14 protein-coding genes are annotated in these 14,622 nt (G+C 68.1%); 6 read left to right on the top strand and 8 right to left on the bottom strand.

The features are described from left to right. The first annotated feature begins 74 nt into the window (after positions 1–74). A complete protein-coding gene (locus tag AC3B6C_RS24315; protein WP_488374416.1) occupies positions 75–680 on the top strand; it encodes a TetR/AcrR family transcriptional regulator in 606 nt (201 codons plus the stop codon). A gap of 29 nt (positions 681–709) precedes the next feature. Here AC3B6C_RS24315 and AC3B6C_RS24320 read toward each other — a convergent pair whose 3' ends face one another. Both AC3B6C_RS24320 and AC3B6C_RS24325 read right to left on the bottom strand, forming a co-directional pair. After that, positions 710–1,960, bottom strand: coding sequence for an MFS transporter (locus AC3B6C_RS24320; protein WP_488374417.1), 1,251 nt, complete (start codon positions 1,958–1,960; stop codon positions 710–712). An 81-nt stretch (positions 1,961–2,041) separates the two neighbouring features. Continuing rightward, on the bottom strand, positions 2,042–2,551 hold the full coding sequence (locus AC3B6C_RS24325) for a carboxymuconolactone decarboxylase family protein (RefSeq protein ID WP_488374418.1): 510 nt from the start codon (positions 2,549–2,551) through the stop codon (positions 2,042–2,044). Between the two features lie 158 nt (positions 2,552–2,709). Here AC3B6C_RS24325 and AC3B6C_RS24330 point away from each other — a divergent pair, with 158 nt between their 5' ends. Beyond that, complete coding sequence (locus AC3B6C_RS24330; protein ID WP_488374419.1) at positions 2,710–4,734, top strand: DUF2339 domain-containing protein; 2,025 nt, start codon at positions 2,710–2,712, stop codon at positions 4,732–4,734. Positions 4,735–4,750: 16 nt separating this feature from the next. Here the strand turns inward: AC3B6C_RS24330 and AC3B6C_RS24335 are convergent, their stop codons facing one another. Then, positions 4,751–5,617, bottom strand: coding sequence for a formate/nitrite transporter family protein (locus AC3B6C_RS24335; RefSeq protein ID WP_035717720.1), 867 nt, complete (start codon positions 5,615–5,617; stop codon positions 4,751–4,753). Between the two features lie 255 nt (positions 5,618–5,872). On the opposite strand from AC3B6C_RS24335, the gene cynS reads away from it, so the two are divergent. Beyond that, on the top strand, positions 5,873–6,325 hold the full coding sequence (cynS, locus tag AC3B6C_RS24340) for a cyanase (protein WP_044508091.1): 453 nt from the start codon (positions 5,873–5,875) through the stop codon (positions 6,323–6,325). Here cynS and AC3B6C_RS24345 read toward each other — a convergent pair. Continuing rightward, positions 6,313–7,893, bottom strand: a complete 1,581-nt coding sequence (locus AC3B6C_RS24345) for a PucR family transcriptional regulator (protein ID WP_488374420.1) — start codon at positions 7,891–7,893, stop codon at positions 6,313–6,315. The genes cynS and AC3B6C_RS24345 overlap by 13 nt on opposite strands. An 89-nt stretch (positions 7,894–7,982) precedes the next feature. Here AC3B6C_RS24345 and AC3B6C_RS24350 point away from each other — a divergent pair, with 89 nt between their 5' ends. Together AC3B6C_RS24350 and AC3B6C_RS24355 are read left to right on the top strand one after the other, a co-directional pair. Continuing rightward, entirely contained in the window at positions 7,983–8,483 is a 501-nt protein-coding gene (locus AC3B6C_RS24350; protein ID WP_488374421.1) for a nucleoside deaminase, read from the top strand. After that, positions 8,480–9,451: an isopenicillin N synthase family dioxygenase gene (locus tag AC3B6C_RS24355; protein WP_488374422.1), complete on the top strand. Its 972-nt coding sequence runs from the start codon at positions 8,480–8,482 to the stop codon at positions 9,449–9,451. Before AC3B6C_RS24350 ends, AC3B6C_RS24355 begins: the two co-directional genes overlap by 4 nt. A 46-nt stretch (positions 9,452–9,497) precedes the next feature. On the opposite strand, the gene AC3B6C_RS24360 is transcribed toward AC3B6C_RS24355, so the two are convergent. The 4 genes from AC3B6C_RS24360 to AC3B6C_RS24375 form a co-directional block, all read right to left on the bottom strand. Further along, positions 9,498–10,379: a sulfurtransferase gene (locus AC3B6C_RS24360; protein WP_488374423.1), complete on the bottom strand. Its 882-nt coding sequence runs from the start codon at positions 10,377–10,379 to the stop codon at positions 9,498–9,500. A gap of 155 nt (positions 10,380–10,534) precedes the next feature. Continuing rightward, the gene (locus AC3B6C_RS24365) at positions 10,535–11,512 is read right to left on the bottom strand and encodes a glycoside hydrolase family protein (protein ID WP_488374424.1); all 978 of its coding nucleotides are present in this window, start codon (positions 11,510–11,512) and stop codon (positions 10,535–10,537) included. Positions 11,513–11,917: 405 nt separating this feature from the next. Further along, a complete protein-coding gene (locus AC3B6C_RS24370) occupies positions 11,918–12,454 on the bottom strand; it encodes a putative immunity protein (RefSeq protein ID WP_488374425.1) in 537 nt (178 codons plus the stop codon). 10 nt (positions 12,455–12,464) lie between these two features. Next, positions 12,465–13,118, bottom strand: a complete 654-nt coding sequence (locus AC3B6C_RS24375; protein ID WP_488374426.1) for a GNAT family N-acetyltransferase — start codon at positions 13,116–13,118, stop codon at positions 12,465–12,467. 136 nt (positions 13,119–13,254) lie between these two features. Here AC3B6C_RS24375 and AC3B6C_RS24380 point away from each other — a divergent pair, with 136 nt between their 5' ends. Next, positions 13,255–14,622: a S1C family serine protease gene (locus AC3B6C_RS24380; protein WP_488374427.1), complete on the top strand. Its 1,368-nt coding sequence runs from the start codon at positions 13,255–13,257 to the stop codon at positions 14,620–14,622.

Consider the following 14,622-nt stretch of genomic DNA (forward strand, 5'->3'; position numbering starts at 1 on the left):
ATCCAGACTAGCTCTTTGGCTACGGGTGTGACCAGATCTGGCCCGGCCGGGTCGCCGCCGACTATGGTGAGACGATGTCCCTACCGACCCGCTGGGCTGGCGTGCCGCTCGCGGACCGGCGCGCAGAGCGTAGGTCCGACCTGATCGCGGCCGCCTTCGACATCTTCGGGGGCGGCGGCGCCGAGTCCGAACTGTCGGTCCGCTCGGTGTGTCGCCACTGCGGCTTCAACACCCGGTACTTCTATGAGAGCTTCACCGGCACCGACGAGCTGCTGGGCGCCGTGTACGACGCCACCGCCGCGGAACTCGGCACGGTGGTCGCCGCGGCGATGGGCGAGGCGGATCCCTCGGTCCGGTCGCGCACGCGCGCGGGAATCCGTGCGGTGCTGGGCCATGCCTCCTCGGATCCGCGTCGCGGCCGCGTGTTGTTCACCGCCGGGGTCACCAATCCTGTTCTTGCCCAACGGCGTGCCGTCACCCAGGCGATGCTCCGCGACATGGCGTTCGCCGAGGCCGACGCCCGGGACGCCGACCCGCTCACCAGTCGGGTCCGAGCCGCGATCTTCACCGGCGCGATGGCCGAACTGGTGCAGCAGTTCTTGACGGGCAGCCTGGGCGACGATCTGGACCGCGTCGTCGACGAGGCGATGGCCACCCTGCTCCCCACCCGGATTCCGTAGCGACAACGCGCGCCAAAAGCGCACTCGCGCTACGGAATCGCGGGTTCTAGGCGTTTCATGAGACCGCGGTCGAGGGCGCGGATCATGATGAGGCACCCGAGACCCGACAGGACCAGCCCGCTCGCGAAGATCGCCGGGAACCCGAACAGGTCACCGATGATCCCCGCGGCGAACCCGGCAGCGCCTTGTACGCCGACCACGGCGCAGGCGAACAGGGTGTAGTCGCTGCCCTCGTAGCCCTTCTGGCACGCGTCCATCATCAGTGTGAAGACCGCGACAGTCGCCGCCCCACCCAGGATGTGCTCGGCGAGACTGGCGGTGACCACGAGCCAGAAACCGCCGACCCCCATCGACGCCACCAGATACAGACCGAGACTGAGCGTCTGGGTGACACCGCCGACGAGCAGCGCGTGCCGCCGGCCGTAGGTGTAGGCGAGCCACCCGCCGAGGGCTGCCCCGCCGAGGGCCCCGGCCGACGACAGCGCACCTTCGACGAGTGCGATCTGTCCCAGCGTGAGTCCGATGTCGGACATGAACGGCCCGACCAGCGCCGACGCCATCGAGTTGCCGAATTTGAACGCGCCGACGACGAGGATGAAACCGATCACGCCCGGGCGTCGGAGCCGCGACCACCACCCCGTCAGCAACAAACGCGGCGACACCGGCGTCGGTGACGCCGACGGTCCATCGCCGGCTCGCGGCCCGGGTTCACAGGCGAGAAACCACACCCCGACGGTGACCGCGAACAGCAGCACCGACATCACGACGAAGAGGGCACGCCACCCGGCGAGTGAGAACAGCCAGAGCAGGCCGCCGCCCCCGGCGATCATGCCGATCCGGTAGGCGCCCACCTGGATTCCGTTGCCCAGACCACGTTGACGCGGCTCGAGCATCGACACGGCGAGGCCGTCGGTCGCGATGTCCTGCGTCGCCGAGAGCAGGTTGATGACCGCGATGCCCACCAGCAACCACACCAGGGTCCCGGACAGGTCGAGGCACGCCAGCACGAGCGCGACCACTGCCGACGACAACTGCAGGGTCAGCAGCCATCTGCGCCGGGTTCCGTAGGCGTCGACGTAGGGCGCCCACAGGAACTTCAGGCCCCAGGGCGCGAACAGCAGTCCGTAGACGCTGATCTGGGTGAGCGAGTAACCCTCCTCACGGAGGATGACGGGTATCGCCTGGCTGAAGAAGCCATAGGGCAGACCCTGTGCGAAGTAGAGGACTGTGAGCAACACGAGGGTGCCGACAGCGAGCCGACCGGAGTGCGGGGTCGACATGGACCTCGGCCTCGACATGGGTGACATCATGCCCCACGCGGCGGCGGGTCGGCGCAGACGTGTTCGTGTGCGGGCGGCCGGCTAGCCGTTCGCGTCTTTCGCGAACGGTGCCGCCGCCTTGCGCGGGGACCGTCCGGGTCTGGGCCGATAACCGCTCACGATGGACATGCGGTTGAACGCGTTGATGGTCACCGCCGCCCAGATCAGCACCGAGGTCTGGTCGGTGTCGAGGATGTCTGTGGCCCGGTCGTAGGCCAGGTCGGCGGCGTCGTGCGCGGGCAGCTCGGTGACCAGTTCGGCGATCTCCAGGGCGGCCTGTTCGACGTCGTCGAACAGGTCCGGCGCGTCGCGCCACCCCGCGATGACGTCGATCTGCTGCGTCGACAGACCCGCGGAACGGCCCAGTTGCGCATGCAGATCCATGCAGTAGGCGCAACCGTTGAGTTGGGAGCACCGCAGGTTCACCAGCTCGACGAGCGAGCGGCTCAACCCGATCGCTTCGGCGGCCGCGGCGACCTCGGCCGACACCGCGATCAGCTTTCGATAGACCTGCGGTGTGGTCTTGTCTATTCGCACCCGTTGCGCAGGCATGGCCCAACAGTAACCGCCCGCGGTCGCCGCCCACGAACCGCTGCGTCAGCCGGACAACGCCCGGGTACAGCACCCACCCGTCTGATCACACGAAGTCCCCACGCCGTCTGGGTAGGACTACTCATCCGTGCCGGGACGCGGTCGGTCATCGTCGGAGCATGACCTCTCCCAGCAGCATGTTCGGCGGCGATCCGAGTACTGCCACGCTCGCGCGGATCTCGACCGAGTTCGACGCCATCGCGCGCCAGATGTCCACCGTGTCAGCCGAATTCGCAGAGCTACGGCGCATCGTCGCCGAGCCGCTCGAACCCGCCCGCGAGACGGGCACCGCCCCGCGACCCGCGCCCCGGCCATCGGTGCAGATACAGACACCGCCTCCCGGCTTCACTCCGCCGACGGTGACGGCGTGGGCCCCGCCGGCGCCACCGTTCTCACCACCCCATCGGCCCCCGGCCGCTCCCCCGAATCCGGCGGGCGCCGCGGTGTCACCGCAGATGCCTCGTCCGACGACCATACCGTCGTACCGACCGCCCGGACCGTCGGCCGCCCCGCCGCCTCGACCACCCGCACCGTCGATGTCCGACCGTATCGGCGCGGCTGCCGAACGCGGGCTCATCGGCAAGATCCTCGCCACCGCCGGCGTGGGCGTGACCCTCATCGGTGTCGCACTGCTCCTCGTCCTGGCCGCGCAGGCCGGAATCCTCCGTCCGGAATTTCGCGTCGCCGGCGGCGCGGTGCTCGCCGCCGCACTCGTCGCCGGCGGAATGTGGCTGCACGGCCGCACCGACGGTCGGATCGGTGCCATTGCCCTGACCGCCACGGGAATCGCAACCGGCTACCTCGATGTCCTCGCCGCGACGAAGATCTACGAGTGGCTACCGATCGTCCCGGGCCTCGGCGTCGCCGGCCTCGTCGCGGCGGGTGGTCTCGTGCTGGCCCACCGGTGGCGCAGCGAACACCTGGGTCTGTTGGTCGTGGTGCCACTCATCGTCCTGGCACCGGTCCTCACCGGTGGACTGGACACGACCCTGATCGCGTTCATGGTGGTGCTCTGCGCCGCGTCGGCGTGGGTCCAGCTCGGTCGCGACTGGATCTGGTTGCACGCGGTGCGGTTGGCCGCCCCGACGATCCCGCTCACCCTGGTCGGCCTCTCCGGCCTCGTCGGATGGGGTGCGCCCGGGGGCTCCGACCCGGTCTTCGCGACAGCGGTCGTCGTGGTCGTCGTGCTGGCAGTCGGCGGCGCCCTGCTGGCCATGCCCACCACGGCGTTCCCCGAAGCGATGGCGGGCCTGGCGAGTGCGACCACCATCCCGGCACTGTTCGCCGGTTCGGCGATGCATCTGCCGGGCGCGGTCATCCTCCAGGCCTCCATCGCCCTCGCGCTCATCGGCACCGTGCTGATCGGTTCGGCACTCTCGGGCACCCGCGCCCGGTTCGTGCCCGACACCGTCGCCCAGATCTGGTCCGCCACCGCACTTCTCCTGCTGTTCGTCGCGGTCCTCGAGACCTTCGACGGCACGGTGGCGGTCGCCGTACTGCTGGGATTGGCCACGGTGACCGGTCTCGTGGCACGGACGTGGTCGACGACCTCGCGTGTGCTTCTCGCCGGCAGCTCGGTCATCTGGGCGATCGGTTTCGCGGCCCTGCTCCACGCGGCGCCTCCGTACGTGCTCGCCGACGCCGACCTGATCGGACGCGATGCGAACCTGGAGATCGTTGTCGCGAGCCTGTTCGCGGCTGCTGGAGCGCTCGTCCTGGCTGCGGGGTGGGTGCGCCTCACCGACGAGGCGCTTTCTCGCGCAGCCCACATCGCCGCCGGGATGGTCGTCGTCTATGCGCTCACCGTGATCAGTGTGACCGCAGGTGTCCTCATCGGTGGGCCAGACGGATTCCTGGCCGGACATGTTCTGGCAACCACCTGCTGGATGGTGCTCGCCGGCGCGGCGCTCGCATATGCCCGACATCGCAACGGCGCGGCTCGCACCGCCGCGGTCACCGGAGGCCTGGTCCTCGTCGCCGCGGCGATCGCCAAGCTGTTCCTGTTCGACCTGGCGACCCTCGACGGCATCTTCCGCGTCATCGTGTTCATCGTGACCGGACTCATCCTCCTCGGACTGGGCGCCTGGTACGCACGCGCCCTGCAGGAGAATCCTTCGGAGCCGGATTCGGTGACAGCCGCCTGACCCTGGCGATGAAGGACTAGGTGGTCGTACGAACCGGCGCAGCCACGTCGACCTCGGTCGTCGCATCGTGGGCGGGAGGTCGACGATCCGGGGCGGTCCGGACATGCGTCAGGTACAGCGTCAGCCCGACGAAGGTGAGTCCGCCGACGAGATTGCCGATCACCGTGGGGATCTCGTTCCACACGAGATAGTCGGCGATGGAGAAGTCGCCACCCATCATCAGACCCGACGGGAAGAGGAACATGTTGACGATCGAGTGCTCGAAGCCCATGTAGAAGAACAGCATGATCGGCATCCACATACCGATGACCTTGCCGGGCAGCGACGTCGACATCAAAGCGGCGACGACGCCCGTGGACACCATCCAGTTGCACAGCACACCGCGGATGAACAGCGTCAGCATGCCGGCCGCCCCGTGCTCGGCGTACCCGACGGTGCGGCTGTGCCCGATCTCGCCGAGCTGCTGCCCCACTTCGTCGGGTGCGACGCTGAACCCATAGGTGAGGATGACCGCCATCATCACCGCGACCAGGATGGCGCCGAGGAAGTTCCCGACGAACACCAGGCCCCAGTTGCGCAGCATCGACCGGACGGTCACACCTCGACGTTTGTCGAGCAATGCCAGCGGCACCAGCGTGAACACACCCGTGAGCAGGTCGAATCCCATCAGGTAGAGCAGGATGAACCCGACCGGGAACAGCACTGCCCCCAGCAGCGGCTCACCGGTTCGCACCGTGACCGTCACCGCGAACGCCGCGGCCAGAGCCAGGATCGCGCCGGCCATGAATGCTCTGATCAGAGTGTCGCGGGTGGACATGAACGCCTTCGACTCGCCGGCGTCGACCATCTTCACCGCGAATTCGGACGGTTTCACATAGGACATGTGGTTCTCCTCGAATTCCTCAGTTTGTCGGGCCCCATGGAACCGAGGTCACATGACCGTCCGGTGTCATCGACGAGTCGCCCTGTTACACCGACCTCACTCCCACCACGTCGCGGTGTGAAATTCAGATGACGCCGGCGGCGCCGAACCACATGTCGTTCGTGTGAACACTGCCGAATGTTGCTGCGTCGACTTGGCACCGCGCGCGCCGATGGGCAATGTGGATGTGGTCCAACACTATCGATGGAGATGACGATGACCACCCCGATCATGCCGAAAGCCGATGCCGCAGAGCTGATCAACGCCGCACGGATACGCCAGGGACTCACCTGGGCGACGATCGCCGAGAAGATCGACGCCCCCCTGGTCTGGACCGTCGCGGCGTTGTTGGGCAAACACCCGGTCCCGGCCGCGAAAGCCACCGCCGTCGTGGAATTGCTGGGTCTCGGCGAAGGCGTCGCGGAGAGCCTGCGTCAGCAGCCCACACGTGTGGCCGACGAGGCCGTGGCGAGCGATCCCACCATCTACCGCTTCCACGAGGCGATCGCCGTCTACGGGCCCGCGCTCAAAGAACTCATCCACGAGGAATTCGGTGACGGCATCATGAGCGCGATCAACTTCAAGATCGGTTTCGAACGCCGGCCGGACCCGAACGGCGACCGGGTGATCGTGACCTTCGACGGCAAGTTCCTCGACTACAACTGGTGAATGTCACCCGTCAGCGATCGCAGCGCGAGCATCATCGAGGCGTACACGGCCGGTTCGGTGGGGTCGAAACCCAGAACCGTGCGGATACGCTCGATGCGCTGGTAGAGACTCTGCCTGCCGATGTGCAGCGCCGCGGCCGACCGAGTCGCGCTGCACCCGTTCGACAGATGCACCGCCAGCGTCCGGACGAGGTCGGACGACGAGCGTTCATCGTTGGACACCAGCGGTTCCACCAGTGACCGGAGCTCTGCGCGGACCGCGGGGTCGAGCATACGGACGGCATCGTCGGCGAGCAGTTCGCGAGAGGTGAACACCCGGCGATCCGTCCCGAGGCGAGCGGCGGTCGACGCCGCGAGACCGAGTTGTCGCCCGCACCGGCGCAGCGACTCGGAGAGGACGGCCGCCGTATCCGTGCCCGGCCCGAGATCGTCCAGGCGGCAGGGAGTTCCGACCACGACGGTGGCGCCTGGCAGCCGGTTGCCCCGTGGTACCAGTGACGACACCACTCGGTCGACCGGATCGGGGGTGCCCTGGCCGCCACCGGCCGGCACCGCGACCAATGCATACACCGTGGCGTCGACGATGCTGCGCGCCACCGAATCCAGCGCGGCCCCGGCGACCGCGGCGTCGGCCATCCGCGGGTCGGGAGCTTCGGCTGCCAGGGGCACCACCACGGTGGGTCCCGCCACGGACACCCCCGCGCCGGCCAAACGTGTCCGCAGGTCCGCGGGCCGCATGGGCCTGCCGTCGACGAGATCTTCGACGAGCCGCGCGGCCAGGGCCGATCCGCGGACACCGGTACGGGTCAGGCCGACCGCCACGGGACCGGCAGCCGCGCGCAGCAGGCTCTCGGCGAACGGATTCGGGCCGGCGTCGGCACGCTCGCCCACGACCAGCCGCGCCATCGGACGCCCCTTGCTGAGGACCACGGCCTCGGCCACGGCCCGGTCGACGATCCGCCACGCCGCTGAGTCGTCGTCGACGCCGTGTGCGGACAGCAGCGCGTCGGAGGTGGACACCAGAACGACCGGGGCACCGAGGATCTCGGAGAGATGACCGAGCATGGGTGCGACGCCGGCACCCGCCGCCAGGTCGTCGTGTAGGGCGTCGACGAGCGTGGAGCGAAGACGCAGTTCGTCGACCTCACGCGCGGCGATCGAGGTGTTGACCGCGCGGCACACATCGATGAACGGGACCACTGCCCGCAACTCGATGATCGGCAGCCGGGCCACCGAGCCGGCCCTCACCATCTCCTCGGGCACGCTCTCGAACGTGCGGCCCACCTCGATCGCCACCGCCGCGACGCCACGCTGCGCGAGGTCCTGGACGTAGTGTTTGCGGGTTCCCGCGTCGAGCCCACGCAACCCGAGTCCCGTCGTCAACAACAGCTCGCCACCGGTGAGCAGCGGTCCGATCTCGTAGATCTCGCTCGAGTGCACCCACCGCACCGGCGCGTCGAGGTGCTCGTGGCCGCTGAGAATCCGTGGCTCGGCCGCGGCCAGCTCGTTGTCGAGGATCTCTCGCAGCGTCGGCGTGACGGTGTTCGTCGGGTGTCGGCCGGTTGTCATGAACCGAGACACTATGCACTGGCCACGTCCTCTGCAGGGCGACGATCTGTCAGTTGCGGCTGCCGATGCCGCACGGCACTCTCGACTGCATGACGCTCTCGCTCCCCGACCGCGCCGGTCTCGACCTCTCCGAGATGCTCGATGTCGCCTACCAGCAGGCACGTCAGGGCCTCGCCGAGGGCGGCATCCCGATCGGCGCGGCCCTCTTCGCCGCGGACGGAACCGTGCTCGGCGCGGGCCACAATCGGCGTGTGCAGGCCGACGACCCGTCGGCACACGGTGAGACGGATGCGTTCCGCGCCGCAGGGCGGCAGCAGGACTACGCCTCGACGATCATGGTGACCACCCTGTCGCCGTGCTGGTACTGCTCGGGTCTCATCCGTCAGTTCGGCATCGGCACGGTGGTCATCGGCGAGCACACCTCCTTCTACGGCGGTGAGGACTGGCTGCGCGATCACGGGACCGAGGTCATCGTGCTCGACGACGAGCGATGCACGACGATGATGTCGTCGTACATCGCGGCGAATCCCGCGGTGTGGAACGAGGACATCGGGATCGCTCCCGCCGATGCGACGGAGCGGAAGGCATGACCGACAGCCCCGTCCTCACCGTCGACCTCAGCGAGTGGCACTCCGGAGGAGCTGCCGCACAACGGGTGTGCGCCGCCGTCGACGAGTCACTGCAGCGCGCCGGGTTCCTCCTCGTCACCGGGCACGGGCTCGATCCCGAGTTGCCGCGGTCCCTTCGCGCGGCGGCCCGACGCTTCTTCGCTCTCCCCACCGACGTGAAGACCAAGTACTCCGTCGGCGTCGGCGGTCGCGGCTGGATCGGACCGGGCAAGGAGGCCAACGGCTTCTCCGAGGGCACCGAGACTCCGCCGGATCTCAAGGAATCGTTCACCTCCGGCGCGCAGACACCGGTGGGCACATCCGAGATCGACGAGTACTGGTTCGCTCCGGACGTGTGGCCGGACGAGACACCCGAACTCCGGGAACTGTTCACCGCGTGGACTTCTCAGATGAGGAAACTGTCCGATGACCTGCTCGGGCTGATGGCCGCCGCGCTCGGCCTCGCCGGTCCGGACAACCCGTTCCGGAACCTCGCGTCGAACCCGACGTGGTCGTCCAACATCAACCACTACCCGCCGCTGCACGACGTCGGACATCCTGAACCCGGCCAGTTCCGCATCGGACCGCACACCGACTTCGGCACCGTCACCATTCTCGACCGTGAGCCGGGCGCCGGTGGGTTACAGGTCTACAGCGAGCAGTCCGGCTGGGCCGACGCGCCGTGGAACCCCGAGGCCCTGACCGTCAACATCGGCGACATCCTCGAATACTGGTCGGCCGGACGCTGGCCCGCGGGTCGGCACCGCGTCCTCCCACCGCAATCCGACGCACCGGCCGAGGACCTCGTCTCGCTGATCTTCTTCTACGAGCTCGACCACGACGCGCTCATCTCTCCCCTCGCCCCGCCTGTCGGGCGCCGCGCCGGACTCGAGCCGGTGGTCTCGGGGGACTTCATCAGGCAGCGCCTGGACGCGATCACCGTCGGCTGAGACGTGCGCTCTGCTCCCTGAGGCACCCCAGGGAGCAGAGGCGTCGTCAGCGAGGCTCGGATCCGGTGACCAGCGGGAGCGATGGGTCGTTGGCCCAGGCGGTCATCGATCCGTCGTACACCGCGACATCGTCGCGACCGACGAGCGCGAGTGCATGGGCGATTCCGGTAGCCGCGATCCCGCCGCCGCAGTAGGTCACGACCTTGGTGTCGTCGGCCAGCAACCCGGCCGCCTCGAATTCCCGGCGCAATTCGTCGAGGGGTCGAAGATCGCCGGTCTCGGCGTTGCGGATCGAGAACACCGGCAGATTCACCGACCCGGGGATGTGACCCTGGCGCGCGTACGTGGTGGTTTCGCCGCGATAGGTCGCCTCGTCGAGAACGTTGACCAGCAGAGTCGACGGATCATCCAGCGACGCAGCGATATCGGCGGTCGACCGCAGGAGTTCGGGGCGGCGCGTCCCGCTGAAGCTGCGCGGAGTGGCGGTCGACTCGGCATCGGTCACCGGCTCACCGGCGGCCTTCCATGCCTGCAGCCCGCCGTCGAGCACGGTCACGGCGTCGAATCCCTCGAGGCGCAGGTGCCACCAGAAACGCGTGGCCCAGAATCCCTCGAGCTGGTCGTAGACCACGACGGTGGCTCCGTCGCCGATGCCCAATGCCGAAGCCGCAGAGGCGAACTGTTCCGACGACGGGACCGTCCAGGGTTCGGCGCTCGCGGCGTCGGCGAAGTCGGTGAGCAGGTCGGCGAACACCGCGCCCGGGATGTGTTCCGCGCGATAGGACTCCACACCCGACTGCGGGACGTACGGTCCCTCCTTCGGAATGGGGAGGTGGGTGGTCGCGTCGACGATGACCAGCGAGGGGTCATCCAGACGTTCCCGCAACCAGGCGACATCGACCAGGGCGGGCAGGGCAGGTGTACTCATCTGAACCTCTCGAGAAACGGGCAAAACACCCCGACTCCTCCGAGACTAGGTGTCCGTCGATGCCTCGGCACGGTGCCGAATCTCACCGAGCACGACGGTTGACGGACCGCCGCGCACGGGGCAGCGTGTGCCCGGTTGCGAGCACGTACTCCCGGTCAGGCCCGCTCGCGCATCACCCCGACGTGACGGACCGTCCCCGAGATCCCGGGGATCTGCTTCACCGGCGTCCAGGTGCGCATTCCATCGGTGCTGTCGGAGTACAGATATCGCCCGTTCCGGTAGGCGTCGAGGTACATGCGCCAGGCACCGTTCGGAAGCTGGACGACCGCCGGCCCTTCGACGAGGAGACCCCAGTTGCCCGGCGGCACGAAGCGGTAGGGCCCCAGCAACGACGTCGCGACCCCGTGCTGGATGAACTTCTTCGTCTCGTTCTTGGTGAACGCGTGGTAGGTCGGGCCGACCTTGATGACCGTGGTGTCGATGTGATCCGCACCGATGCTCAACAACGGGACGGGCGGGCTCCAGATACGCAACCCGGGATCGAGCGCCGTCATCACATAGGGGACGAAGCCACCCCCGGTGGACATCGACAGGATCACGCTGACCCGGCCACCCTCGACGAACCACTCGGGAGCCCAGGCCTTGGTCGTGAAGGGCGACAACGAGGGACCGTCGCTCGAACCCGCCGACCCGGAGGAGCCGGGCCCGCTCGACGAGCCGAGACCCCGGCCGTCACCCGTGCCCGGAAGGAACGCGCAGCACAGCGGCACCGGCCAGTTGTACAGGAAGCTCCAGTTCACGCGGTCGCGGCTGCGCGCGAAACCGATGCTGGCCCCGTCGGCGGTCGTATACGTCACGTAGTACCAGCCGTCGGTGTGCCGGAAGATGCTCGCGTCTCGGACGTACCCCGTCGGCGGCCGATAGGCGGACTTGCGCACCATGCGGTACTCGAGGCCGTCGGTGGACTCGTACACATCCATGTCGCGCGCACTCGAATTGCTGAACGCCACCATCGTGTAACGCCAGCCCGAAGGGGCGGCGTCGCTGCCCGCCGGTGTCGGGACGAGCAGTCCGGCCACCGACAACAACACCACGGTCACGGCGGAGAGGACGGTTCGTCTGGAAAGAGTCACCGGTGCAGTATCGACGACGATCGGCACGCGATGTGCAACTTTCGCCCGGAAGGTCGATAAGCGTCCGCCGTGACGCCATCGGCCGCACGGACCACCAGTGCGAACCCGTGCGGCCGACGAGGATCACGGAGTCCGCGGGAGACCCCGGCGTTTCTAGCTGCCGTTGGCGTACAGCGCCAGGAGCGGACCGATGAACGCGAACAGGACGGTGAGACCGATATCAGACGAGGACACTGAACACCTTTCGACATGAGCCGACTTCGACGGCCGGTGAACCGGACTGCTCACCGACCAGACCACACACTCCCACGGCCGCGTGTCGTTTGTCAGGCAAATGAGCCACAAAAACGTTCCCGCGCAGTGTGATTGAGCGATACCGAACGGCCGGTCGTCTCAGTCAGGCGTCTAAGTCGTTTGTCTCGACGCCCGCAATCGCCTGTCGAGATCGGCCATCAGACACGTGGATCGCGACGCCCCACCGCGCGGTTCCGGGTATCGGCACAACACGTCGACGAGTTCGGGCGGCGTCCGTCTACACACGGCCTCGATCGCTTCGTCGCCTACACCGGGGTCGTTGCCGCTCTCGAGTTCGGCGATGAGCGCCCGGTTCGTCGGCGCCCGCAAGATGTGCCCGACCTGGTGCGCTTTCGCAATCGGGTGCAGATAGGCGGCCGCCGCGGCGTCGCCGGCGGCTTGTGCGGCCAGTCGCGCGACTTCCGACGGCGCATCCTTCGCAGCCCGGTGCGCCGCAAACGCCGTAGTCCGCTGCAGCGCGGATCTCTGTGCACCGCCGACGAATTCCCGCGCCGCCTCGATGGCTGCGCGCGGCCGCTCATCACCGGGCAGCGCTCGCTCGAAGACCGGCAGTACTTCTGCAGCCCACTCCGTTGCATAACGCACGACGACGCGCAGGTCGTCGTCGGTCAACTCGAAGTCTGCCATCGGCCGAACGCTAGCAGCGTCCGCACCCGGTCGTGGACAACCCGACAGCACCCGGGTCGCGGAGCATCGAATGTACGACGAGGCCCGTGTCGACCGGAGTCGTTGCGGTGACGACGAACCCGACGCGTTCGTAGATCATCACATTGCGATCGTCGGAGGTCTCGAGCGCGACCAGTGCACCCGGAGGAGTCTTGTCGTCGAGCACGGCCAGCCCGGCGCGGACCAGCGAGCTCCCCAGACCCTTGCCCTGGCTGCCCGGTCGGACACCGAGTGTCACCAGGTGCCATGCGCCCGCCGGAGGCGCGGGTGTCTCAGCCCCGGTGACCGCGGCCAGCCGGTCGCCGTGCAGGTCGGCCACTTCTGCCTGGAACTGCTCGTCCGGCGCCGGCACATCCGGGGGCAGCAGAGCGATCACGCCGCACCGATCCGTGGTGACCAACACGACGCCGTGGTCGAGGGCATATCCCAGATACATCCGTTGAAGTCGTTGCAGCCGTTCACGATAACCGTCCTCGGGAATGGACCATCTGGTCCAGGGATAGGCGTCGAAAGCGGCGGCGAGAGTGCCGGCGGCATCGTCGAGATCCGCGACGATCGCATGGTCGATGGAAATGTCACTGCCCTCGAAGGTTGCGTCGGGTGTCGGGTGGTCGGCGGGCCACACTACCGCGGAATCACATTCGGTCGACAACAATTTTCTCGCGGCCCCGTGGGAAATCCGCTGTGCGCAGGTCAGAAACACCTGAGAGTCCGCGTCGAGCTTGTCAGGAAATCCGCAGGATTTCTGTAGCCCTGTTCACATGAGGTCCGGGCATCGTGGTGCCGTGAACACGCCTCAGACCCCCATGCCGCAGACCCCCGACCACGATCCGATCACCGAACCCTTTGTGCCGCCCCGCGGACCGGCGCAATCGCCGGGTCCTTGGTTGATGAATCAGCACATCACCCCGCCGCCCACGTCGCCCCTGCCGCCGTCGGCGATGCCACCGGTGTCGCGTCCACGCGCCGGGGTGACAAGGCCGATCATCGTGACCGCGTTGCTTGCCGGGCTACTCGGTGGCGCCGTCGGCATCGGGGGCAGTGCGTTGCTCGGGCACGACGCCGCCTCGGTTCCGGTCCTCAGCTCGCAGTCGGCCGCGGCGGCCAATGTCGCGGACGCGCAACCCGGTTCGGTGACCTATGCCGCGAGCGTGGCGTCGAAGTCGACGGCCGACATCAAGGTGCAGACCGCGAACGGCACCTCCGTGGGCAGCGGGATCGTCCTGTCCCCCGACGGGTATGTTCTGACCAATCATCACGTCGTCGCAGGCGCCGGTTCCGGGAGCACGATCGTCGTCACCACCGGCGACGGACACCAGCACAAGGCGACCGTCACCGGGACCTCCCCGTCGTACGACCTGGCAGTGATCAAGCTCGAGGGAGCATCCGGACTCACCCCGGCGGCGCTCGGCGACTCGGACGCGCTGAAGGTGGGCCAGCAGGTGGTGGCCGTCGGCAGCCCCGACAGCCTGTCCAACACGGTGACCTCCGGCATCGTCAGCGCGCTGTCGCGCACGGTGACCGCCGGGGACGAGAGCGGTTCGTCACTCACCGTGTACAACGGCCTGCAGACCGACACTCCGATCAACCCAGGCAATTCCGGTGGGCCACTGGTGAATCTGCAGGGACAGGTGATCGCGGTCAACTCGGCGGTGGACACCGGCCAGGCCGCGTCCGGCGGTCCGCAGTCCTTCGGGCTGGGTTTCGCCATCCCGATCAACACCGCCAAGCGCATCGCGAATCAGCTGTTGCAGGACGGCCAGGCGACCAAACCGGTTCTGGGCGTGTCGGGTTCGCTGTCGGCCGGCGACCAGGCCGAGGGCGCGACGGTGTCATCGGTGCAGCAGGGCGGCCCCGCCGCGGCTGCGGGAATCCGGCAGGGCGATGTCATCACCAAGATCGGGGACACCACCGTCGCCGATTACGCCGACCTCATGGCGCAGATCCTCACCCACAAGCCCGGTGAGACCGTACCGGTGACCATCGGTTCGGGCTCCGATGCCCGCACGGTCGAGGTGAAGCTGGGCAGTGCCGTCGACAAGCAGGAGACGACGGTGCCGGAGTCCGGAAGCGGATCGGGCGGCTCTCCGTTGCCGTTCGGCGGCAACCCCTTCGGCCGGATCCCGTGA

Source organism: Gordonia sp. 11cp, assembly GCF_057767225.1.